The 21,299-nt window shown below is 69.1% G+C and carries 22 protein-coding genes and 1 pseudogene; 9 read left to right on the forward strand and 14 right to left on the reverse strand.

What is annotated here, in order from left to right; all coding sequences use genetic code 11:
- Positions 1–6: 6 nt before the first annotated feature.
- From QFZ21_RS15290 to QFZ21_RS15320, 7 genes are all read right to left on the reverse strand, one after another.
- Positions 7–315, reverse strand: coding sequence for a hypothetical protein (locus QFZ21_RS15290; protein WP_307379210.1), 309 nt, complete (start codon positions 313–315; stop codon positions 7–9).
- Positions 316–458: 143 nt separating this feature from the next.
- Positions 459–623 carry a hypothetical protein gene (locus tag QFZ21_RS15295; protein ID WP_307379211.1) on the reverse strand — a complete coding sequence of 55 codons (165 nt, stop codon included), beginning with the start codon at positions 621–623 and terminating at the stop codon, positions 459–461.
- Positions 620–1,189: a YdeI family protein gene (locus tag QFZ21_RS15300; RefSeq protein WP_307379213.1), complete on the reverse strand. Its 570-nt coding sequence runs from the start codon at positions 1,187–1,189 to the stop codon at positions 620–622. The genes QFZ21_RS15295 and QFZ21_RS15300 overlap by 4 nt, the downstream gene beginning before the upstream one ends.
- A gap of 3 nt (positions 1,190–1,192) precedes the next feature.
- Complete coding sequence (locus QFZ21_RS15305; protein ID WP_307379218.1) at positions 1,193–2,002, reverse strand: HAD-IIA family hydrolase; 810 nt, start codon at positions 2,000–2,002, stop codon at positions 1,193–1,195.
- A gap of 41 nt (positions 2,003–2,043) precedes the next feature.
- Complete coding sequence (locus QFZ21_RS15310) at positions 2,044–2,676, reverse strand: metal-dependent transcriptional regulator (RefSeq protein ID WP_307379221.1); 633 nt, start codon at positions 2,674–2,676, stop codon at positions 2,044–2,046.
- Positions 2,677–2,690: 14 nt separating this feature from the next.
- The gene (locus QFZ21_RS15315) at positions 2,691–2,993 is read right to left on the reverse strand and encodes a hypothetical protein (protein ID WP_307379224.1); all 303 of its coding nucleotides are present in this window, start codon (positions 2,991–2,993) and stop codon (positions 2,691–2,693) included.
- Between the two features lie 37 nt (positions 2,994–3,030).
- Positions 3,031–4,290, reverse strand: coding sequence for an Nramp family divalent metal transporter (locus QFZ21_RS15320; protein WP_307381313.1), 1,260 nt, complete (start codon positions 4,288–4,290; stop codon positions 3,031–3,033).
- Positions 4,291–4,392: 102 nt separating this feature from the next.
- Here QFZ21_RS15320 and QFZ21_RS15325 point away from each other — a divergent pair, with 102 nt between their 5' ends.
- Both QFZ21_RS15325 and QFZ21_RS15330 read left to right on the forward strand, forming a co-directional pair.
- Positions 4,393–5,058: a TrmH family RNA methyltransferase gene (locus QFZ21_RS15325; RefSeq protein ID WP_307379227.1), complete on the forward strand. Its 666-nt coding sequence runs from the start codon at positions 4,393–4,395 to the stop codon at positions 5,056–5,058.
- Positions 5,059–5,128: 70 nt separating this feature from the next.
- Positions 5,129–5,596, forward strand: a complete 468-nt coding sequence (locus QFZ21_RS15330; protein WP_307379230.1) for a VOC family protein — start codon at positions 5,129–5,131, stop codon at positions 5,594–5,596.
- Between the two features lie 22 nt (positions 5,597–5,618).
- Here the strand turns inward: QFZ21_RS15330 and QFZ21_RS15335 are convergent, their stop codons facing one another.
- Complete coding sequence (locus QFZ21_RS15335; RefSeq protein WP_307379231.1) at positions 5,619–5,897, reverse strand: hypothetical protein; 279 nt, start codon at positions 5,895–5,897, stop codon at positions 5,619–5,621.
- A gap of 118 nt (positions 5,898–6,015) precedes the next feature.
- The gene (locus QFZ21_RS15340) at positions 6,016–7,338 is read right to left on the reverse strand and encodes an MATE family efflux transporter (RefSeq protein WP_307379234.1); all 1,323 of its coding nucleotides are present in this window, start codon (positions 7,336–7,338) and stop codon (positions 6,016–6,018) included.
- Between the two features lie 49 nt (positions 7,339–7,387).
- Here QFZ21_RS15340 and QFZ21_RS15345 point away from each other — a divergent pair, with 49 nt between their 5' ends.
- The 4 genes from QFZ21_RS15345 to QFZ21_RS15360 all read left to right on the forward strand — a co-directional run bounded on the left by QFZ21_RS15345 (position 7,388) and on the right by QFZ21_RS15360 (position 11,422).
- Positions 7,388–7,942: a DUF1992 domain-containing protein gene (locus QFZ21_RS15345; protein ID WP_307379236.1), complete on the forward strand. Its 555-nt coding sequence runs from the start codon at positions 7,388–7,390 to the stop codon at positions 7,940–7,942.
- Between the two features lie 25 nt (positions 7,943–7,967).
- Positions 7,968–9,932: a M13 family metallopeptidase gene (locus QFZ21_RS15350; protein WP_307379238.1), complete on the forward strand. Its 1,965-nt coding sequence runs from the start codon at positions 7,968–7,970 to the stop codon at positions 9,930–9,932.
- A 109-nt stretch (positions 9,933–10,041) separates the two neighbouring features.
- A complete protein-coding gene (locus tag QFZ21_RS15355; protein WP_307379241.1) occupies positions 10,042–10,983 on the forward strand; it encodes a serine hydrolase in 942 nt (313 codons plus the stop codon).
- A 37-nt stretch (positions 10,984–11,020) separates the two neighbouring features.
- Positions 11,021–11,422, forward strand: coding sequence for a hypothetical protein (locus QFZ21_RS15360; RefSeq protein ID WP_307379245.1), 402 nt, complete (start codon positions 11,021–11,023; stop codon positions 11,420–11,422).
- Positions 11,423–11,427: 5 nt separating this feature from the next.
- Here QFZ21_RS15360 and QFZ21_RS15365 read toward each other — a convergent pair whose 3' ends face one another.
- Entirely contained in the window at positions 11,428–12,873 is a 1,446-nt protein-coding gene (locus tag QFZ21_RS15365) for an MFS transporter (RefSeq protein ID WP_307379247.1), read from the reverse strand.
- Positions 12,874–12,971: 98 nt separating this feature from the next.
- On the opposite strand from QFZ21_RS15365, the gene QFZ21_RS15370 reads away from it, so the two are divergent.
- A complete protein-coding gene (locus QFZ21_RS15370; RefSeq protein ID WP_307379249.1) occupies positions 12,972–13,661 on the forward strand; it encodes a GNAT family N-acetyltransferase in 690 nt (229 codons plus the stop codon).
- A gap of 3 nt (positions 13,662–13,664) precedes the next feature.
- Here the strand turns inward: QFZ21_RS15370 and QFZ21_RS15375 are convergent.
- A pseudogene (locus QFZ21_RS15375) lies at positions 13,665–15,135 on the reverse strand (peptide MFS transporter).
- Between the two features lie 83 nt (positions 15,136–15,218).
- Here QFZ21_RS15375 and QFZ21_RS15380 point away from each other — a divergent pair.
- Positions 15,219–16,604: a glycine--tRNA ligase gene (locus QFZ21_RS15380; protein WP_307379250.1), complete on the forward strand. Its 1,386-nt coding sequence runs from the start codon at positions 15,219–15,221 to the stop codon at positions 16,602–16,604.
- Positions 16,605–16,620: 16 nt separating this feature from the next.
- On the opposite strand, the gene QFZ21_RS15385 is transcribed toward QFZ21_RS15380, so the two are convergent.
- The gene (locus QFZ21_RS15385; protein WP_307379252.1) at positions 16,621–17,583 is read right to left on the reverse strand and encodes a YafY family protein; all 963 of its coding nucleotides are present in this window, start codon (positions 17,581–17,583) and stop codon (positions 16,621–16,623) included.
- Between the two features lie 69 nt (positions 17,584–17,652).
- Here QFZ21_RS15385 and QFZ21_RS15390 point away from each other — a divergent pair, with 69 nt between their 5' ends.
- Positions 17,653–18,804 carry an epoxide hydrolase family protein gene (locus QFZ21_RS15390; RefSeq protein WP_307379253.1) on the forward strand — a complete coding sequence of 384 codons (1,152 nt, stop codon included), beginning with the start codon at positions 17,653–17,655 and terminating at the stop codon, positions 18,802–18,804.
- A gap of 557 nt (positions 18,805–19,361) precedes the next feature.
- Here the strand turns inward: QFZ21_RS15390 and QFZ21_RS15395 are convergent.
- Positions 19,362–19,934 carry an HhH-GPD-type base excision DNA repair protein gene (locus QFZ21_RS15395; RefSeq protein ID WP_307379255.1) on the reverse strand — a complete coding sequence of 191 codons (573 nt, stop codon included), beginning with the start codon at positions 19,932–19,934 and terminating at the stop codon, positions 19,362–19,364.
- A 27-nt stretch (positions 19,935–19,961) separates the two neighbouring features.
- A complete protein-coding gene (locus QFZ21_RS15400; RefSeq protein WP_307379258.1) occupies positions 19,962–21,284 on the reverse strand; it encodes a glutamyl-tRNA reductase in 1,323 nt (440 codons plus the stop codon).
- Between the last annotated feature and the right edge of the window lie 15 nt (positions 21,285–21,299).

Raw genomic sequence — 21,299 nt, forward strand, 5'->3', positions numbered from 1 at the left:
GCGACCTCAGTGGTGCGCCGGGACGAGGTGTCGCGGCGGACCCTCGAGCCGCGCGATTGCGATCTTCACGCCGGTGACCTCTCCCGTGAGAGTGTCGATGCGGGCGCCGAGCTTCTCTTCGACGGTGTCGATGCGGGCGCCGAGTTTCTCTTCGACGGTGTCGATGCGCGCCGTGAGCTTCACGTCGAGACCGTCGATGCGCTCGTCCATGCGGCGGAGTATCCAGGTGAACCCGGCGAACAAGGCTGCGCCGAGTGCCACCACCACACCGACGGCGCTGACGACGATCGCGATGATCTCTGCGGACACGTACACGCTCCCATTGTGCAGCTCGGGGACGGGATATGCCAGCAGACTACGGCCACCAACCGATATTCCCGCTGAGCTGGGGAATTCTGCGCCAGGCGCCGTGGATAACGCGGAGTCGGTCCGCCCTGTGGAGGAGTAGTGGGGCCGCCTCAGCGCTTCTTGTCGTCCTCGTCCCAGGGGCCTTCCCACCACCCGCCGCGGTCCTCACCGGACCCGCCACCACGACGGGAGCGCACGAGCTGCACGATGAAGATCGTCAGCGTGCTGAGCAGGATCAGGAAGACAACGAGGAACAGCACGTCGCTCTGGTTCATGGGCGCTTCCCTTCCGCGGCATCCGCCACGATCTTCGCGATGCGGGCCGATCGGGTCTCGGGGCGCTTCGCAATTGCTATGTGTGTGAGTCCGAGCTTTTTGACCGACTTCGGGAACAGGTCCCAGTTCGTCCGTGCGGCAGGAACAGCGTCGAGCGCGGCGGCGAACTCGTCGGGCTCGATCCCCGCCTCCGGTCCGTCGAGCACGGTCCACGATCCATTGGCCTTGGCGACCTCGATCACGCGGATGCCGGCCGGCGCGAGCTGTCCGTCGCGCTCGAGGTCGATGATCCGCGCCTTGTTCGTCGCTGCCCATCCGCTCGCCGGACGCCGAGGTGAGAACCACTGCCCCACTGTCTGGTCGTCGAAGGTGCGCACGGGGCCGTCGATCCAGCCGAAGCAGAGCGCCTGGCGCACGGCATCCTCGTAGCCGACGCCGTCGCGGGCGTTGCCGCGCACGCTCAGCAGCCAGACTCCGGCGGCACGCTCGTGGTTCGCATCGAGCCAGGAACGCCAGGCCGCGGCATCCGCCGCTCTGACCCGCTCACCGTCGTCAAGCGCACCCATGGGTCACTTCGTCTTCACCGTGTTGATCGTCTCGGTGATGCGCGGCAGCAGGTCAGCCACGGACTGCACGATCTCGTCGGGCCGGAACGGGTACTTCTCGATCTCGGCCTGGTCGCTGATGCCGGTGAGCACGAGGATCGTGTGGAGGCCCGCCTCGATGCCGGCGACGACGTCGGTGTCCATGCGATCGCCGATCATGCCGGTGCGCTTGGAGTGCGCGCCGATCTTGTTGAGGGCGGAGCGGAACATCATCGGGTTCGGCTTGCCGACGACGTACGGCTCCTTGCCGGTGGCCTTCGTGATCAGCGCGGCGATGGCGCCAGTCGCCGGCAGCGGTCCGTCGGCGCTCGGGCCCGTGGCATCCGGGTTCGTGACGATGAAGCGCGCGCCGCCGATGATCAGGCGGATCGCCTTCGTGATCGCCTCGAAGGAGTAGTTGCGGGTCTCGCCGACGACGACGAAGTCGGGGTTCGTCTCGGTCATGATGAAGCCGGCGTCGTGCAGGGCTGTGAGGATGCCGGCCTCGCCGATCACGAACGCCGAGCCGCCGGGAAGCTGCTGCTGCAGGAACGAGGCGGTCGCGAGCGCCGAGGTCCAGATGCGCTCCTCCGGCACGTGCAGACCGCTGGTGCGGAGGCGGGCCGAGAGGTCGCGCGCCGTGAAGATCGAGTTGTTCGTGAGCACCAGATACGGGATGCCGGCCTTCTCCCATCCGGCCAGCAGCTCGGATGCTCCGGGGATGGCGTCGTTCTCATGGACGAGCACGCCGTCCATGTCGGTGAGCCAGCATTCGATGTCGTCTCGTTGTGCCATGTGCACAGCCTAGGGGGACGGGGTTGCCGGTGTCTGGCCCTCTACGCGCTCAGCCAGACGACGTCGGTCGCACCGTCGGGAAGCGCGGTCTCGGTCCCGTCGAGCTCGACCCCGGCAGGGGTGAGCTGCAGCGTCGACTCGACGGTGAGGCCGACCGCGTCGAGCGCACGCAGCAGCTCCGGGTCGCGATCGTCGACGCGCAGCACGCGCCCGGTGTGCCCGGTCGGAGCATCCGCCAGCAGCACGAACGGTTCGCGCTCGACGTGACCGTCGGCGTCCGGGATCGCGTCGCCGTGCGGGTCGAAGCGCGGTCGTCCGAGGCGCTCGTCGATGCCCTCGAGCAGCCGGTCGCTGATGGTGTGCTCGAGCACCTCCGCCTCGTCGTGCACCTCGTCCCACGCGTACCCGAACTCCTGCACGAGCCAGGTCTCGATGAGCCGATGGCGGCGCACCATCGCCAGTGCGCGCTGCGTTCCGGCATCCGTCAACCGCACGGCGCCGTAAGGCACATGCGAGACGAGACCCGCCGCGGCGAGCTTCTTCACCATCTCGGTGACGGAGGACGGGGCGATGCCGAGCTTCGCGGCGAGCACCGAGGGGGTGATCGGCGCGTCCTGCCACTCGGTGTGCGCGTAGACGGTCTTGAGGTAGTCGTCTGCTGCGGGGGAAGCCACAGTGCCAGTCTAAATCAGCCGTTGGCGGCGGCCATCAGCATCACGAACACCACCTGGCCGGCGAAGAACACCACGAGGAAGCCGAGCAGCGCCGCGGCGAGCGAGAGCCGGCCGTCGAACTCGGGGATGTCTGCGATGCCGATCTTCCGCGCCCGGAACGCCAGCACGAGGGTCGCGATGCCCAGTGCGAGCTGCACCCACGGACCGCCGAACGGCAGCACGTTCGGGAAGGCGACCAGCAGTCCGCCGATCACGCCGGTCGCGATGCCGATCCACGTGAGGATGCGGACGGTGCGACGGGCGGGTTCGGCAGACATGCTCTCGAGCCTATCCGCGCCTCCGGTGCGCCTCGGCTCACGCTCCGGTGAGCACCAGCCAGAGCAGGGCCCCGTTGAGTGCGATCAGCAGGACGGATGCCACGATGCCGGCGGCGGTCGTCCAGACGCGGTTCGTCCAGGCCCCGAGCGTGCGGCGCTGCGCGGTGAGCGCGACCAAGGGGATCAGCGCGAACGGGATGCCGAACGACAGCACGACCTGGCTGAGCACGAGCGCGAGCGTGGGATCGACCCCGAGCCCGAGGATCACGAGAGCCGGGATGAGGGTCACCAGGCGCCGCGCGAGCAGCGGGATACGCACGTGCAGCAGTCCGTGCATGATCTCGGCGCCCGCATACGCGCCGACCGATGTCGACGCGAGGCCGGAGGCGAGCAGCCCGACGGCGAAGAAGGTCGCGACGACGGGGCCGAGCCCGGCGGCGAGTGCGGCGTGCGCGCCCTCCAGTGAATCGGTGCCCTCGACGCCGGCGAGGTTCGCGGCGGCGAGCAGCAGGATGCCGAGGTTCACGGATCCGGCGATCACCATCGCGATCGAGACGTCCCAGCGGGTGGCCGTGAGGAGCCGGCGGATGCGGGAGCTGTCGGTGCGCGCGGCCTCATCACCCGCGTGGGCGGTCGTCGCCCCGAAGCGGTCGCGGGTGAGCGAGGAGTGCGCGTAGATCGCGTGCGGCATGATCGTCGCGCCGAGGATGGATGCCGCCAGCAGCACGGATCCCGTCCCCTCGAACCGCGGCACGAGGCCCCCGACGACGCCGGCCGGGTCGGGCGGGGCCACGAATACCCCGGCCACGAAGCCCACCGTGATGATGATCATCAGGCCGATGATCACGAACTCGAACGGGCGGGCGCCGCGACGACTCTGCACGGCGAGCAGGACCATCGACACCGCGCCGGTGATGACCCCGCCGAGCAGCAGCGGGATGTCGAAGAGCAGGTACAGCGCGACCGCGCCGCCGATGACCTCGGCCAGATCGGTGGCCATCGCCACCAGTTCCGCCTGCAGCCAGTAGGCCCGGCGCGCCCAGGGGCGGCGGAGTCGGGTGCCCAGCACCTCGGGCAGGCTCTGCCCGGTGACGACGCCGAGCTTCGCGGAGAGGTACTGGATCAGCCACGCCATGATGTTGCCGGCGAGCACGACCCATACCAGGAGGTAGCCGTACTGCGCCCCCGCGGTCATGTTGCTCGCGACGTTGCCCGGATCGAGATACGCGACGCCGGCGACGAGGGCGGGACCGAGGAGCCAGATGCTGCGCGGGGCGGTCGCCCGCGGCGGCGACATCACAGCGACGGAAGTTTTAGGCACACCGAAACCGTAGCGGATATTTCGGTGGACCTAAAGATGATGTCTCTGCGACATCCGCGCGCCGGATAGCCTGGCGGGATGGATGGACAGACGCCTGACGCCGGCACCGGACAGCCGCACACCGGCTCGATCGCACAGCCCGGCTACGGCGTCGGCCCGTGGCCCGGTGGACAGGAGGCGTGGCCTGCGGACGACCACTATGACCAGGAACTGCTGGAGCTCGGCGACACCCGCAACGTCATCGATCGCTACCGCTACTGGCGGATGGAGGCGATCGTCGCGGATCTCGACACCCAGCGGCATCCGTTCCACGTGGCGATCGAGAACTGGCAGCACGACATGAACATCGGGTCGATCGTGCGGAGCGCCAACGCGTTCCTCGCCGACACCGTGCACATCATCGGCCGCCGGCGCTGGAACAAGCGCGGGGCCATGGTCACCGATCGCTACCAGCACGTGGTGCACCACGAAGATGTGGCGACGTTCGCCGAGTGGGCCGCGGGCGCGGGCATCCCGATCATCGCAGTCGACAACGTCGAGGGGGCCGTGCCCGTCGACCGCGCCGACCTTCCGCGCGCCTGTGTCCTGCTGTTCGGCCAAGAGGGGCCGGGATTGTCGGCGGAAGCGCTCGCCGCGGCATCCGCTCACATCGAGATCACCCAGTACGGCTCCACCCGCTCCATCAACGCGAGTGCCGCAGCAGCGGTGATCATGTACGAGTGGTGCCGCCGGTACGCTGGCTGATCACTCGCCGGAAACCTCTCGACAGGCGGCAGCCGCGGGCGTAGCGTGAATGCCGATCGAGGAGGATCTCATGGCAGGTGTGGCGACCATCCGTCCCTATCTCTGGTACCACGATTCGGCGCAGGAGGCGATGGAGTACTACGTCTCGGTCTTTCCGAACTCATCGATCGACCGGGTGACCCTGTATCCCGACGAGAACCTCAGCGAGCACTTCGAGGGGATGTCCGGGAAGGTCATCAACGGCGAGTTCACGCTGAACGGCACACCGTTCGGGTGCATCGACGGCGGTCCCACGTTCACCTTCAACGAGGCCGTCTCGTTCGTCATCGAGTGCGACGACCAGACGGAGATCGACCACTACTGGCAGGCGCTCTCCGCGGTGCCCGAGGCCGAAGCGTGCGGCTGGTGCAAGGACCGGTTCGGCGTCAGCTGGCAGGTCGTCCCGGCCGGACTCGACCTGCTGCAGCAACGACCGGAGCAGATCCAGGCGCTCATGCACATGAAGAAGATCGTGATCGCGGATCTCGAGGTCGCCTGACGCCTTCCCCGTCGCCGTTCGCTCAGCTGCGGTCGATGCCGAACAGGTGGCGATAGACCGCGTTGAGGTCTCGATCCAGGTGATCGATGCGACCGTTCACGGCCTGGATCTCGGTCCGTACGCTCGCGAGCTCGCTCCGGAACTCGGTCCGTACGCTCGCGAACTCGCTCTTGAACTCCGTCCGCACGCTGTCGAACCCGTTCTGCATCATGCGTACGAACATCGTCGACATCAGCGTGATCGTGCCGAACATCCCCGCGGCGAAGACGCCGATCAGCGTCCAGATCTGTGGCTCATTCATCCCCAGCATCCCCCCATTGTGACTCGCGTTCTTCGAGGATGCCAGGGCGAGACGACCCGGTATATCGCCCATCCCAGGGGGTGTGAAGAAGTCGCGTTTCGTCCAGGTCGGTGCAGGACTAGACGCTCGCCGCCAGCCAGCGCCCCGACCGCACCCGCCAGCCCAGGGTCGCCAGTCGCGACAGCATGTACACGCCGAAGAACGCGAGGCCCAGCCAGACGAGACCCGCGCTCCCATCGACGCCGACCGCGGCGACGATCCACAACGCGGGCAGGGATGGGACGAGGTTGAGCACGCCGGCCAGGGCGAGATAACGCACGTCGTTCGCGCCCATGAGCACCCCGTCGAGGACGAACACCACCCCGGCGATCGGCTGGGCGATCGCGGCGACGATCAGCGCGGGCTGCACGAGTGCCGCGATCTCGAGGTCGCCGGTGAAGACGATGCCGAGCACTCCGGACAGGGCCGCGATCACCACGCCGACGATCACGCCGAACCACGCACCCCAGGCCACGGTGCGGCCGAGCACCCGGTGCACCTGCTGCTCGTCTCCGGCGCCGAGCTCCTTGCCGATCAGCGCCTGCGCGGCGATCGCCAGGGCATCGAGGGCGAACGCCGCCGCGGAGAAGATCGTGAACACGATCTGCCACCCGGCGAGCTCCTCTGTGCCGAGACCGGTCGCGACGCCGACGGTCACCAGGAGCGCCGCCCGCAGGCTCACCGTGCGCAGGAACAACCAGCTGCCGGAGGTGGCGGTGCTGCGCATGCCGGCGCGCTGCGCCCACAAAGAGGCGCTGTGGCGGGTCGCCAGCCTCCGGATGACGAGCACGTACGCCGCCACCATGGCCCACTGCGCTGTCACCGTGCCGGCGGCCGAGCCGGCGATGCCCCATCCGAAGCCGTAGATGAACAGCCAGTTGAGCAGGGCGTTGGCGCCGAAGCCGAGCCCGGCGATCCACAGCGGGGTGACCGTGTCCTGCATGCCCCGCAGCAGGCCGGTCGCGGCGAACACGATCAGCATCGCCGGCAGGCCCCACATCGAGATGACCAGATACTCGTTGGCCTGCGACGCGACGGCATCGCCCGCGCCGAACAGCGACACCAGCCACGGCGACGACACGGTGCCGACGGCGGCGAGCACCGCGCCGAGGGCCAGCGCGAGCCACATGCCGTTCACCCCGACCGACACCGCCTCGCCGGGCTTGCCCGCCCCGAAGCGGCGCGCCACGGCGGGCGTGGTCGAGTAGGCGAGGAACACCATCAGCCCGACGATCGTCTGCAGCACGGCGCCCGCGATCCCGAGGCCGGCGAGCGGCGTCGTGCCGAGGTGGCCGACCAGGGCCGCGTCGACGATGAGGAACGCGGGTTCCGCGATCAGGGCTCCGAGGGCGGGCACGGCGAGGCGCAGGATCTCTCGATTGAGGGAGAGGCGCGCGGTCATCCTTCGAGCTTAGGGTGGAGGGAGAGCTCGGATGCTGCGGAGGTGCATCATGACGGATCCTCGAGAGGCTGCGGCGCGTTACCGCGCGAAACAGCAGCAGGACGCGCACGGCGACGACGACGAAGGCATCGCCCCGGGGGCCGGGGCCGGGGCCGCCGTCGATCGAGCGGCCTTCATCGAGACGGCCATCCAGGTGGCGATGCGGCGCGGAGAGTTCGACGACCTCCCCGGCGCGGGCAAGCCGCTGGAGGGCCTCGGCGATCACCACGATCCGGATTGGTGGATCCGTCGCAAGATCGAGTCGGAGAACCTCACCGGTCTCGGGCCGCCCGCCATCCTGCTGCGCAACGAGGATCGCGAGCTCGCCGACCAGCTCGATCTGCTCGGCCGCGAGTCCGACGTGCGCGAGGTCCTCCAGGACTTCAACCGCCGGGTGATCGAGGCGCGACGCCAGCTGCAGGGCGGCCCGCCGGTCGTCACGGCCCCGCGCGACATCGACGCGGAGGTCGCGGCGTGGGCCGCGCGCAGATTCGCCCGCACTGCGGCATCCGTCCCCGAGCCGGAGCGCCGGCGTCGTCGCTGGAGGATACGCAAGGCCGAATGACGGAGGCGGGTCATAGGCTGTTCGCATGACTGACGTTCTTCCCGTGGGCCTCGCCCTTGATGAGTTCAGCTCCGACATCCGCCCGCAGGACGACCTGTATCGCCACGTCAACGGCGCCTGGCTCGCCCGCACCGAGATCCCGGGCGACAAGGCCCGGTGGGGGTCCTTCCACCTGCTCGCCGAGCAGGCGGAGAAAGACGTGCGCGCGATCATCGAGGAGTCGCAGGATGCCGAGGACGGCACCCTCGCCCGCAAGATCGGCGACCTGTTCGCGAGCTTCATGGACACCGCGCGCATCGACGCCGCCGGTGTCACGCCGCTCGCCGACACCCTCGCCGAGATCGATGCGATCGACAGCATCCCGGCGTTCCTGCGCACCGTCGGCGCGTACGACCGCGACGGCCGCGCGCACCTGATCGGGTTCTACGTCGACGGCGATCCGGGCGACCCGGAGCGCTACGTGCCGGTTCTCGTGCAATCCGGACTCTCGCTGCCCGACGAGAGCTACTTCCGTCTCGACACCTTCACCGAGACGCGCGCCGCCTATCGCGCCCACCTCGAGCGCCTGCTGGGTCTGGCCGGCTTCGCCGACGCCGGCGCCCAGGCCGATCGCGCCATCGCCCTCGAGACCGAGCTGGCAGGCCACCACTGGGACAATGTGAAGAGCCGCGACGCGGTCGCCACCTACAACTTGAAGACGTGGGACGAGATCCAGCAGCTCGCCGGGGTCGACCTGGTGCCGTGGCGCGATGCGGTCGCCCCGTCCAACCCGGCGGCGTTCGCCGAGGTCGTCGTCTCGCAGCCCAGCTTCGTCGAGGGTCTCGGTTCGCTCCTCATCGCCGAGCGCCTCGACGACTGGAAGGCGTGGCTGCGGTCGCAGGTCGTGCACGCGGCCGCCCCGTACCTGACCGACGATTTCGTGCAGGAGAACTTCGCGTTCTACGGCACCGAGCTCACCGGCGTGCCCACCATACGCGAGCGCTGGAAGCGCGGCGTCTCGGTGACCGAGGGTGCGCTCAGCGAGGCGATCGGCAAGGTCTACGTCGAGCGCCATTACCCGCCGACGGCGAAGGCCGCGATGGACGAACTCGTGGCGAACCTCATCGAGGCCTACCGGCAGAGCATCACGAACCTCGAGTGGATGACCGCTGAGACGCGCGAGCGCGCCCTCGCGAAGCTCGACGCCTTCACGCCGAAGATCGGCCACCCGGCGGTCTGGCGCGACTACTCGAACCTCGAGATCGATCGCGGTGATCTGTTCGGCAACGTGCGTCGAGCGGCGATCTTCGAGCACGACCGGCACGTCGACAAGGTCGGCAAGCCGATCGACCGCGACGAGTGGCACATGCCGCCGCAGATGGTGAACGCATACTACAACCCGTCGATGAACGAGATCGTGTTCCCGGCGGCCATCCTGCAGTACCCGTTCTTCGACGCGTCCCGCGATGCGGCCGCGAACTACGGCGGCATCGGCGCGGTCATCGGTCACGAGGTCGGCCACGGCTTCGATGACCAGGGCAGCCGCTACGACGGCGACGGCCGGCTCCAGGACTGGTGGACGGATGCCGATCGCACGGCGTTCGAGGAGCGCACCAAGGCCCTGATCGCGCAGTACGACGAGCTCGTCCCAGAGGGCCTCGACGCCGAGCACCACGTGAACGGCGCGCTCACCATCGGCGAGAACATCGGCGACCTCGGCGGCCTGGGCATCGCGCTGAAGGCGTACGAGCTGTCTCTTGCCGGCGCCGAGGCGCCCGTGATCGACGGTCTCACCGGCGTGCAGCGCCTGCTGCTGTCGTGGGCGCAGGTGTGGCAGCAGAAGAGTCGCGACGCCGAGACGCTACGACTGCTGACGATCGACCCGCACTCGCCGAACGAGTTCCGCTGCAACCAGATCGTCCGCAACATCGACGCCTTCTACGAGGCGTTCGGGGTGAAGGACAGCGACGCGCTGTGGCTGCCGCAGGAGTCCCGGGTGACCATCTGGTGACCAATCACCGCAGTCTGTGAGCCTTCCCGGGCGGCGGGGTTACGATAGCCCTGCCGCTGGGGAGCGCCTCCTTCGGCATCCCGCAATCCCATCCCCCTAAGGATCACGCGTGGGCACTCCCGAGCCTTTCGAAGGGTTCCGCAACTCCCCGGCCTCGGCCCCCGCCGAGGGCCGCCGGTCGCAGCGTGCGAGTAGACGACTCCCTCGCCGAGCCGCCATCGGGCGCCGATCGTTCGTGTCGACGCTGCGTTCACTCGAGACGTTGGCGGATGCCGGAGCACAGGTCTCCGTGCACGTGGTCGACCTCGACAGCCATGTGCACGTACTCGCCGGCGACGACCACGTCACCATGCCGATCGCAGGGCTGGGGGTCGTTCCGCTCCTGATCGAGGTCGCTGCCGGATTCGAGAGCGGAGCCCTCGACCCCTTCGAGATCATCGATCGCTCGACCGTCGAGGCCGTGGAGAGCGCAGGGCTCTGGCGGCACCTGCACGCCCCGGCGCTGCCGCTGGAAGACCTGGCCGTGCTGGCCGCGACCGCGGGCGACCCGATCGCGGTCAACGTCCTGCTGCAGAAGGTCGGGCACGACCGGGTGCGCGAGCGGATCGAGTCGCTCGGCCTGCGACGCACGGCGCTGCTGGACCGCTTCCGCGATCAGCGCGGCCCCGACGACGCCCCGCAGGTCGCAGTGGGTTCTGCCCGCGAGCTCGCCGGCCTGTTCTCGGCGCTCGTGAACTCCCAGGTCGTCGACGCCGCCGTCAGCGCCCAGGTGTCGGAGTGGCTCAGCCTCAACCAGGACCTGAGCCTGGTCGCGGCATCCACGGGTCTCGATCCGTTCTCGCATGATCACGACGCGCACGGACTGCTGTTCATCAACAAGACCGGACGCGACCGCGGCGTGCGCGCAGAAGCCGGTGTGCTGGCCGGTCCCCGCGCCGGCGTCGCCTATTCGCTCATCGTCTGCTTCGACGACCTCTCCATCACCCACCGGCTGCGCGCGCACGACGCCTTCCGCGTTCTCGGCGTCGAGCTGATGGAGTACACGCACTGACCCTTCGTCGGGCTCAGGGACCCTCTAGCATCGAGGGATGCCACGACCCGACTGGACCCCGCACCGCCGCGACGACGGCGAGCTGCTCGGCTGGATCCACCCCGAGGGCGACGACTGGGTCGCCGTCGACGTGCTCGGGCGTCCGGCATCCGACGCCACGGAATGGCTCGATGCCGAGGCGGCGCTCGAGGAGCACGGCATCGCCTGGCTCGCCGATCCGTGGATGCTGGAGGGCGAGGGCGACCGCGCACTGCGCGTGCGTATCCTCGAGGTCACGCCCGACGAGGACGGCATCCCCGGGCGCATCGTGGTGAAGCTCGACGACTTCGGCGACATGACCCGACCGGCGACAGCGCAGTTCGTGCTGGGCTGGCCGATCCCCGAGCGCCTGCGTCCGCCGCGCGCCGAGGACCCGGACCCGCGGGAGATCTCGGTCTGAGCGGGTCAGTGGGGCAATGACGGATGCTGCTCGGCGCTGCGCTGCTTCGGGATGAAGAGCGAGAGCACGACGGCGAGGAGTCCGGCAGCGATCGCCAGCCAGAAGCAGACGTCGAACGCGGCCCGGGTGGGTACGGCGACGCCGTCGACGTTCACACTCATCGCTGCGAGGATGCCGCCCATCACGGCGGAGGCGCTGGACGTGCCGACCGAGCGGAACAGTGCGTTGAGTCCGTTGGACGCGCCGGTCTCGTTCGCGGGGACGGAGCGCATGATGATCATCGGCATCGCGGCGAAGGTGAATCCGATGCCCACGCCGATGAGGAGGTTGCCGACGAAGATGTGCCACACCTCGCTCGACCACAGCAGCACGAACAGGTAGGCGAGCACGATCGCGGTGGCGCCGACGGTGAACAGCGGGCGCGGCCCGACCGTGCGCTCCAGGCGACCGGAGAGCGGCGAGATGACCATCATCACCAATCCCGCAGGCATCACGATCAGGGCGGCTCCGACCATGTCGAGGCCGAATCCGCCGGCGGCGCCCGTCGGCAGCTCCAGCAGCTGGGGGAACGTCACGTTCGAGGCGAACAGTGCGAAGCCCATCCCGATCGCGGCGATGTTCGTGAAGAGAACGGCGGGTCGCGCGGCGACGCGCAGGTCGAGCAGCGGGTCCTTCGTGCGCAGCTGGTACCAGCCCCACACCAGCAGCACGACGACTCCGCCGATGATGCAGACGAGCGTGAGCGGCGCGGTCCAGCCCCATTCGGCCCCACGGGAGACGAAGAGCAGGATGCCGGTCAAGCCGATCGCGAGACCGATGGCGCCGATCACGTCGAGGCGTCCGGGGAAGCGCAGCACATCCTCCGGGACGATCGCGAGCACCAGGGCGAGTCCGATCACACCGAGAGCGGCGGCGAGCCAGAACAACATGTGCCAGTCGGCGTGCTCGGCCAGCAGTGCGGCCACGGGCAGGCCGATCGCACCGCCGACGCCCATGGTGGCGCTCATCAGCGCGACGGCGGTGCCCAGCCGTTCCGGCGGCAGCACGTCGCGCATGATCGCGATGCCGAGCGGCACGACACCGGTCACCGCTCCCTGCAGCGCACGGCCGATGATGACGCCGACGATCGAGCCGGACAGCGCGGCGATCAGCGAGCCGAGGATGAGGAGCGCGAGCAGCACGATCACGACGCGGCGTTTGCCATACATGTCGCCGAGGCGCCCCGAGATCGGCGTCGCGACCGCGGCGACGAGCAGGGTGATCGTGACGACCCAACTGGTGTCCTCGCGGGAGGCGTTCAGCAGCTGCGGCAGTTCGGCCTGCAGCGGCACGACGAGCGTGAACATGACCGACGAGCAGAGTCCGGCGAACGCGAGAACCGCGACGATCGCCCACTTCGGCGGGGTTCGGGAGAGGCGCTTCCTGGCTCTGTCGTTCTCGTTCGCACCCACCGACCCAGGCTATCGGCGCCCGCGACATCGAGGGCCGATGGCGGGGCGTGATCGCGTCCGGTTTCCTCGAACGGGCGCAAGAGGGGCAGACTGGGTTCGTGCGAACCATCCGTGATCTCGACACCGTTGAACTCATCATCGACGCGCAGGGTCTGCTCGACTCCATCAGGGGTCCGCAGCGCGTGATCGATGCCGGCACGCTGCGCGCCCTGCAGCAGTCGGGCAATTACGTCGTCGGGCTCTTCGACGGCGACGGCGACGACGAGCGCATGGTCGGCGCGTCCATCGCCTTCTTCGGCGAGCCCGGCCGTCGGGCGATGCACTCGCACATCACCGCGCTGATCCCGGAGTACCGTGGGCGCGGCTGGGGGCGCGAGCTCAAGGAGCACCAGCGTCAGTGGGCCTTCTCCCGCGACGTCGGCCGCATCACCTGGACCTTCGATCCGCTCGTCGCCCGCAACGCGCACTTCTTCCTCACGGTGCTCGGCGCGCGCGTGACCGGTTACTCGGTGAACCGCTACGGCATCTTCGGCGGCGGTGACGCGGGCGACGAGAGCGACCGTCTCGACGTCGCGTGGGCGCTCGCCGACATCGCCAAGGCCCCGGCATCCGACGCCGTCGTCGAGACGCTCGAGATCCCGGCGGACATCGAGGCCCTGCGGGTGACCGATGCGCCGGCCGCGCACGAATGGCGCACGCGGTTGCGCGGCGAGATGGAGGAGCTGCTCGGGCGCGGTCTGCGCATCGCCGGCTTCGACGTCGAGCGGGGCTACCTCTTCACGGAGTGACGCTCAGCGCACATCCTTCATGAGCTTCAGCACCGGCTTCACGGCCAGGAGCAGGCCGACGCCGACGACGACGGCGATGCTGCCCAGGATCGCGAAGTAGGGCACCTCGTTCTCGGGGTCGTAGAACTGGACGAGCTCGCCCGAGATCGCGGTACCCAGCGCGATGGACAGGAAGAACAACGCCACCATCTGGGTCTGGAAAGCCGCAGGAGCGAGCTTGGTCGTGACCGACAGTCCCACCGGGGAGAGCAGCAGCTCCGCCACCGTGAACACGAACAGGATGCCGACGATCGCCAGCATCGGCGTGGTGTTCGCACCCCCGTTCGCGAACGGGAGGAACAGCAGGAACGCGGATCCCATGATGATCGCGCTGAGACCGAACTTCACCGGCGTCGAGGGCTGGCGGGTGCCGAGGGCGTGTCCAGATCGCCGCGAACACGCCGGACAGGATGATGATGAACACCGGGTTGATCGACTGCACGATGGACACGGGGACCTCGATGCCGAACAGGTTGCGATCGAGGCGCTTGTCGGAGTAGATCGTGAGCACGGTGAACTGCTGCTGGTAGAGCGACCAGAACGCGACGCTCGTGACGAACAGGGGCAGGAATCCCCAGACGCGCGAGCGCTCGGACGCGTCGATCCGGCGGCTGCTGAGGATGACCGCGAAGTAGGCGATCGCGGCGACGACCGTCCCCCCGATGACGATGGTCGCGAGGTTGTCGGCGCGGATCACGCCGACCAGCACGAGCACGGCGATCAACACGATGGCGGCGACGGCGATGATCACGACGAAGCGGTAGCGCGATGCGGGAAGCGGGTTCGGCACCTGCCGCGCGACCTCCGGCAGCGAGCGCCGACCGAAGGAGTACTGCACCAGCCCGAGCGTCATGCCGACGGCGGCCAGTCCGAATCCCCAGTGGAAGCCCAGGGTCGACTGCAGGATGCCGGTGAGGATCGGTCCGAGGAAGGCGCCGAGGTTGATCCCGAGGTAGAACAGCGAGAACCCGGCGTCGCGGCGCGGATCGTCGGGCTTGTAGAGCGTTCCGACGACCGACGTGGCATTGGCCTTGAGACCTCCGGAGCCGAGGGCGACGAGCACCAGACCCACTCCGACGCCGAGCACGCCCGGGATCAGCGCGAGCGCGACGTGCCCGGCGACGATCACGATGGCGCTGAAGAACAGCACGCGCTCGGAGCCGAACAGGCGGTCCGCGAGCCACGCGCCCAGGATCGTGGACAGATACACCGACCCGCCGTACGCGCCGACGATGCCACCGGCCACCGCTTCGGGGATGCCGAGCCCGCCCTGCGTGGCCGAGTAGTAGAGGTAGATGAGCAGGATGCCCTGCATGCCGTAGAAGCTGAAGCGCTCCCACATCTCCACGCCGAAGATGTGGACCAGCGAGCAGGGCTGTCCGAAGAAGCGGGTGTTCTCGTCGCGACCCGGGCGGGCGGTCTGGGAAGTGCTCATCCTCCGACGCTACTCTTCCCCGCGGATAGAATGACAGGGCCCGCCTTCCGGGCAATCTCCCGCATCCGACCATTGGAGCCACCATGGCCGAACAGTCCCGCCTCGACAAGGTCATCGCCCTCGCCCGCCACCGCGGGTTCGTGTTCCAAGCGGGTGAGATCTACGGCGGTTCGCGTTCGGCCTGGGACTACGGGCCCCTCGGCACCGAGCTCAAGGAGAACATCCGACGGCAGTGGTGGCAGACCTTCGTCCGCGGTCGCGGCGACATGGTGGGCCTGGACTCGAGCATCATCCTGCCCAAGCGCGTGTGGGAGGCGTCGGGTCACGTCGCGACGTTCACCGATCCGCTGGTGGAGTGCCTGCACTGCCACAAGCGCTTCCGCGCCGACAACCTGATCGAGGACTTCGAGGCGCGCAAGGGCCGCAAGGCCGAGAACGGTCTCGCCGACATCCCGTGCCCCAACTGCGGCACCAAGGGCCAGTACACCGAGCCGAAGGCGTTCTCCGGTCTGGTGAAGACCTACCTCGGCGTCGTCGACGACGAATCGGGCATGTACTTCCTGCGCCCCGAGACGGCGCAGGGCATCTTCGTCAACTTCTCGAACGTGCTCACCGCGAGCCGCAAGAAGCCCCCGTTCGGCATCGGCCAGGTCGGCAAGGCATTCCGTAACGAGATCACCCCCGGCAACTTCATCTTCCGTACGCGCGAGTTCGAGCAGATGGAGATCGAGTTCTTCACCCCGCCCGCCGAGGCGCAGCAGTGGTTCGAGCACTGGGTCGAGGCGTGCTGGAACTGGTTCATCGACCTCGGCATCGACCCCGAGAACATGCGGCAGTTCGACGTGCCGGAAGACGACCGCGCGCACTACTCCGCCGGCACGATCGACGTCGAGTACAAGTTCGGCTTCACGGGCAAGGAGTGGGGCGAGCTCATGGGCGTCGCGAACCGCACCGACTACGACCTGTCGAGCCACAGCGAGGCGTCCGGCACGAGCCTGACGTACTTCGACCAGGCCACCGGCGAGCGGTACACCCCGTACGTCATCGAGCCCTCGTTCGGCCTCACCCGCGCGATGATGGCGTTCCTGGTCGACGCGTATCGCGAGGAGGAGGTGCCGAACGCCAAGGGCGGCACCGACGTGCGCACCGTGCTGAAGCTCGACCCGCGCCTCGCTCCGGTGAAGGCCGCGGTGCTGCCGCTGTCGCGCAACGAGAAGCTGTCGCCGCTCGCGCGCGAGGTCGCCGACACGCTGCGAAGCTCCTGGGCCGTCGACTTCGACGACGCGGGCGCCATCGGCCGTCGCTACCGCCGCCAGGACGAGATCGGCACCCCATTCTGCGTCACGGTGGACTTCGACTCGCTCGACGACCGTGCGGTCACCGTGCGTGACCGCGACACGATGGCGCAGGAGCGCGTCGGGATCGACGAGCTGCACGCGTACCTCGCGGAGCGCCTGCGCGGCGCCTGAGGAGGTGGTGGCGGCTTCAGTCTGACGCGGAGCCCGCCACCGCCCGCGCGTAGCGCTCGGAGAGCACCCGCAGCCGGGGGATCAGCTCGGGGGGACTCTCGACCGTGAAGTCCATCATCAGCATCCCGATGTACGCCGCGACGGTGTCGAGGCTGTCGGCGCCCGTCACCAGCACGCAGTGATCCTCGTCGATGGGCTCGACGACGCCGACCGCGGGGTGGATGCGGTCGAGAACGGCCTCGGTCGGCGCATCGATCAGCAGACGCGCGTGCACCTGCCACCCGCTCTCGGCGACCGTGCGCATCAGGAACGCGGTGTAGTCCCCGCCGGGCAGCGGCTGCGGATCGAAGCGCCGACGCGTCGGCATCCGCAGGTCCATCCAGTCGACCCGGTACGTGGCCCATTCGCCGGACTGCGGATCGCGGGCGACGAGGTACCAGCGGCGGTGCCAGGTGAGCAGGCGGTACGGCTCCACAAGGGCGGGGGCATCCTGGTAGTCGAAGCGCAGCCACTCCTCGTTGCGGATCGCGCTCGCGACGTCGCGCAGCACGCTCGGGTCGACCTCGGGATCCGGCGCATCCGTGTCGTTGTTCTCGGGGGCGCGATCGATCGAACGCAGCGCGTCGACGATGGGGCGCAGATGCGAAGGCAGCACCTGCTCGAGCTTCGCGAGCGCCCGCGCCCCGGATTCTTCCACGCCGGCGATTCCAGCGGCTGCCCGCAGACCGACCGTGACCGCGACCGCTTCCTCGTCGTCGAGCAGAAGCGGGGGCAGCTTCCCGCCCGCGCCGAGGCGATAGCCGCCCACGGCGCCGCGGGTCGCGTCGACCGGGTAGCCCAGCTCGCGGAGGCGATCGACGTCGTGCCGGACCGTGCGCGTCGAGACTCCCAGTCGCTCGGCGAGGTCGCGACCGGAACGCTCGGGGCCAGTCTGCAGAAGGGCGAGGAGGGACAGCAATCGAGCCGTGGGATCAGCCATGAAAAACTCCCCCAAGGAGTCAGATTATTAGGAACGAATCCAGCCTAATGGCCTCGTATCGTCGGAGACATGAACAACACGAACCTCACCTTCAGCCCCTTCACCGTCTCCGTCTCGGCCGCCGAGGTCCAGGATCTTCAGGACCGCCTCGCCCGCACCCGGCTGCCGCAGTCGGCGCCCACCGACGACTGGGATGCCGGCACGCCGAACTCGTATCTCCGTGAGGCGATCGAGGCCTGGCGCTCGTTCGACTGGCAGGCTGCGCAGGAGCGGATCAACGCCGTCCCGCACTTCACCACGGAGATCGCCGGTCAGACGATCCATTTCATCCATGTGCGCTCGGCCCACGAGGGCGCGACCCCGCTGCTCCTCGCGCACACCTACCCCGGTTCGGCCGTCGACTATCTCGACGTGATCGATCGCCTCGTCGACCCGGTGGCGCACGGTGGCCGCGCCGAGGACGCCTTCGACGTCGTGATCCCGGATGCTCCCGGCTACGGCTTCTCGCAGCCGCTCGCCTCCGCCGGCTGGACGGTCGGCAAGGTCGCTGAGGCGTACGACACCCTGATGCGCGGTCTCGGCTACGACAGCTACGGCATCCACGGCTCCGACAACGGCGCGATGGTCGCCCGGGAGCTCGGGCTGCTCAACCCGGAGGGCTTCCTCGGGCTGCACGTGCTGCAGCTCTTCTCGTTCCCGTCGGGCGACCCGTCGGAGTTCGAGCGTCTCGAGCCGCATGACTACGCCGGCCTCGAGCACATGCAGTGGTTCCAGTCGGTGGGCGGGTACAACACGATGAACTCGTCGCGGCCGCAGACGGTGTCGGTCGGGATCAGCGACTCCCCGATCGGACTGCTGGCTTACAGCGAGCTGTTCAACTCGTTCGGCAACGGCACCTCGCTCGTGACGCTGGAGCAGATCCTGCTCGAAGTGAGCGTGAACTGGTTCGCGAACGCAGCATCCGGCATGAGCCGCAGCTACCTAGAGAACGCGCGGGCGGATGCCGGGGAGGGCGAGGATGCCGCGCCGCAGATCAACGCCGCCCCGACCGGGGTCGCCGTCTTCCAGGATGACTTCCAGACGATCCGGGTGTTCGCCGAGCGTGACAACTCGAACATCGTGCACTGGAGCCGCTTCGACGAGGGCGGGCACTTCGCCGCCCTCGAGCGTCCCGATCTCGTCGCCGCTGACATCCGTACTTTCTTCGCCGGGCTGCGCTGACATCCTGCCGACCCCCTCTCCTGTCGACCGGCCCCCCTGTGGTCGAACCGGCCCCTTGCGAACGTCCGCAGGGGCCGGTTCGACGCGAAAAGGGGCGGCTCGACGGGGGTGTGGAGGGGCAGGGGTGGGTCAGCCGGTGACGGTGAGTTCGACGGTGGGGCTGCCACCGGACTCGGCCCAGGCGAGCGAGCGCTGCAGGATGCCGCGCAGCACCTCGAGGTCGACCTGTTCGAGGTCCTTGATGTAGAGGCAGCTGACGGCCGTCGTGTGCGTGGCCGAGCTGGGCGAGCGCTTCGGCGTGGGCGTCGGTGCCGTCGAGCAGGTAGATCGTCGTCGAGGCCTTGCGGGGGGCGAAGGCCAGGAGGCCGGTGTCGCCCTCGGTGCCGGTGGGGTACCGGTAGTGGCACGAGCCGAAGCCGACGATCGTGCCCCAGGTCGCGGGCTCGCGCCCGGAGACCTCCTGCATCAGCGCCGTGAGCGTCTCGGCATCGCGACGGCGCACCGCGGGGGAGGATCGGGCGATGAGTCCCGCGACGTCGGTGCCTGTGGGTTCCATCTCAGGCCTTCTCCTTCGCGGCCGCCTTCATCGCCTTCTTGTGCTCGCGCACCTTCGTCAGCGACTCGGGGGACACGATGTCGGCGACGCTGCGGAAGGATCCGTCCTCGCCATAGGGTCCGGCCGCCTCGCGCCAGCCCTCGCCGGTGAAACCGTACTGCTTGCCGAGGAGAGCGAGGAAGATCCTCGCCTTCTGCTCGCCGAAGCCCGGGAGCGCCTTCAACCGCTTCAGCACCTCGGCGCCGTCGGGGTCGCCTTCGGTCCATAGGCGGGACGCATCCCCATCCCAGTCGTCGACAAGCGTCTGGCACAGGGTCTGGACGCGCGTGGCCATCGATCCGGGAAAGCGGTGCACCGCGGGCGTCTGCTGGAATGCCGCGAGGAACTCGTCCGGTGCCATGCTCGCGATGGCGGCGGCATCCGTCGCTCCCGTGCGCTGCTCGATCTTGAGCGGCCCGGCGAACGCGGTCTCCATCGGAACCTGCTGGTCCAGCAGCATCCCGACCAGCAGAGCCAGCGGGTTGTCGGTCAGCAGGGCGTCGGCGGCGGTGTCTCCGGTGATGTGCAGGGCCATGTTCCCAGTGTCCCACCGCGGGATGCGCTACGCGATCGACGATCTCGGTTCTTCGGCGGCCGGCTCGACCGGCGTGATGCCGTACAGCGTGCCGAGGGCGGCGGCGAACTCGTCGGCACGTCCGGCGGCGGCGAGCTCGTGCGCGCGGGTCGTCGGTGTGTGCAGCAGCACTCCGGAGAGGTGGCGGAGGGCCTGCTCGATGCGGCCGTCCTCGTCGCCGCGGGCCCGGGCGCGGTCGATCTCGCTCTCCAGCAGGGAGAAGATGTGCGACCGCAGGGCGACGACCGAGGGGGTCACACTCTGGCGGGCGCCGACGACGTGGAAGGTGTCGGCCGCTTCGCGGACCACGCTGCGCGCAGCATCCGTCGCCTGAAGCTCTTCGAGCGGAGCGTGCAGCCGGATGGTCTCGAGGTCGAGCAGGGCGACACCCTCGAGCGTGGCGACCGCGGGGTCCACGTTGCGCGGCATGCCGAGGTCGACCACGAGCTGACTGTGCCGCTGCGCCCCGGGGCCGGTGGTCGGCACTGGGCAGCCGACGGTCGCGAGCCCGACCGGGTGCTGCAGGTGCTCCGGGCCGAGCACGGGCTCGGTCGCGGTCGTGCAGGTGATGAGCAGGCTCGAGTGCGCGGCGGTGCGGGCGTACTCGTCGGCACTGACCGGACGGATGCCGTGCTTCGCGGCGAACGCCTCGGCGCGGCCCGACGGGGAGTAGACCGAGATGTTCACGGCGCCGCGCTCGCGCAGGGTGGCGAGGGTGACGGCGGCGTAGGCGCCCGTGCCGACGAGCAGCACACGCTCGGCCGACCAGTCGGCGATGCGGCTGTCGGCGAGCTCGAGCGCGAGGCGCACGAGCGACCGCCCGGCGCGACCGAGCGCGGTGACGTTCTTGACCTTGCGCTGCGCCTGGCTCGCGCGCTGGAAGAGGCGCTCGAGTTCGGGGGAGGTCGTGCCGTCCTTGCGGGCCGACTTCAAGGCGCGACGTACCTGGCCGGCGATCTCGCCCTCGCCGGAGACGACGGATTCGAGACCGGATGCCACCGAGAAGAGATGCTCGGCGACGCGGCGCCCGGAGTGCACGGCGTAGGCGCCGTCGAACTCGGCAGCCGACACCCCGGTCGTGGACTCGATCGCCTCGAGGACCGCTTCGACGCCGATCGCGCCGGCCGCGGTGACGGGCTCATCCATCTCGACGTACGCCTCGAACCGATTGCAGGTCGCCAGAACGACCGCACCCTGCACGCACGGCGTCATGTCCACCACGGTGGAGGCGACGTCGTCGGGGGTGCGGCTCAGGCGTTCGAGCAATTCGAAGGAGGCGGTCTTGTGACTCGCCGTGACACACAGCAGCACCCCACGATTCTACCC

Source organism: Microbacterium sp. W4I20, from assembly GCF_030816505.1.
In the GTDB taxonomy this organism is placed as follows: Bacteria; Actinomycetota; Actinomycetes; order Actinomycetales; family Microbacteriaceae; genus Microbacterium.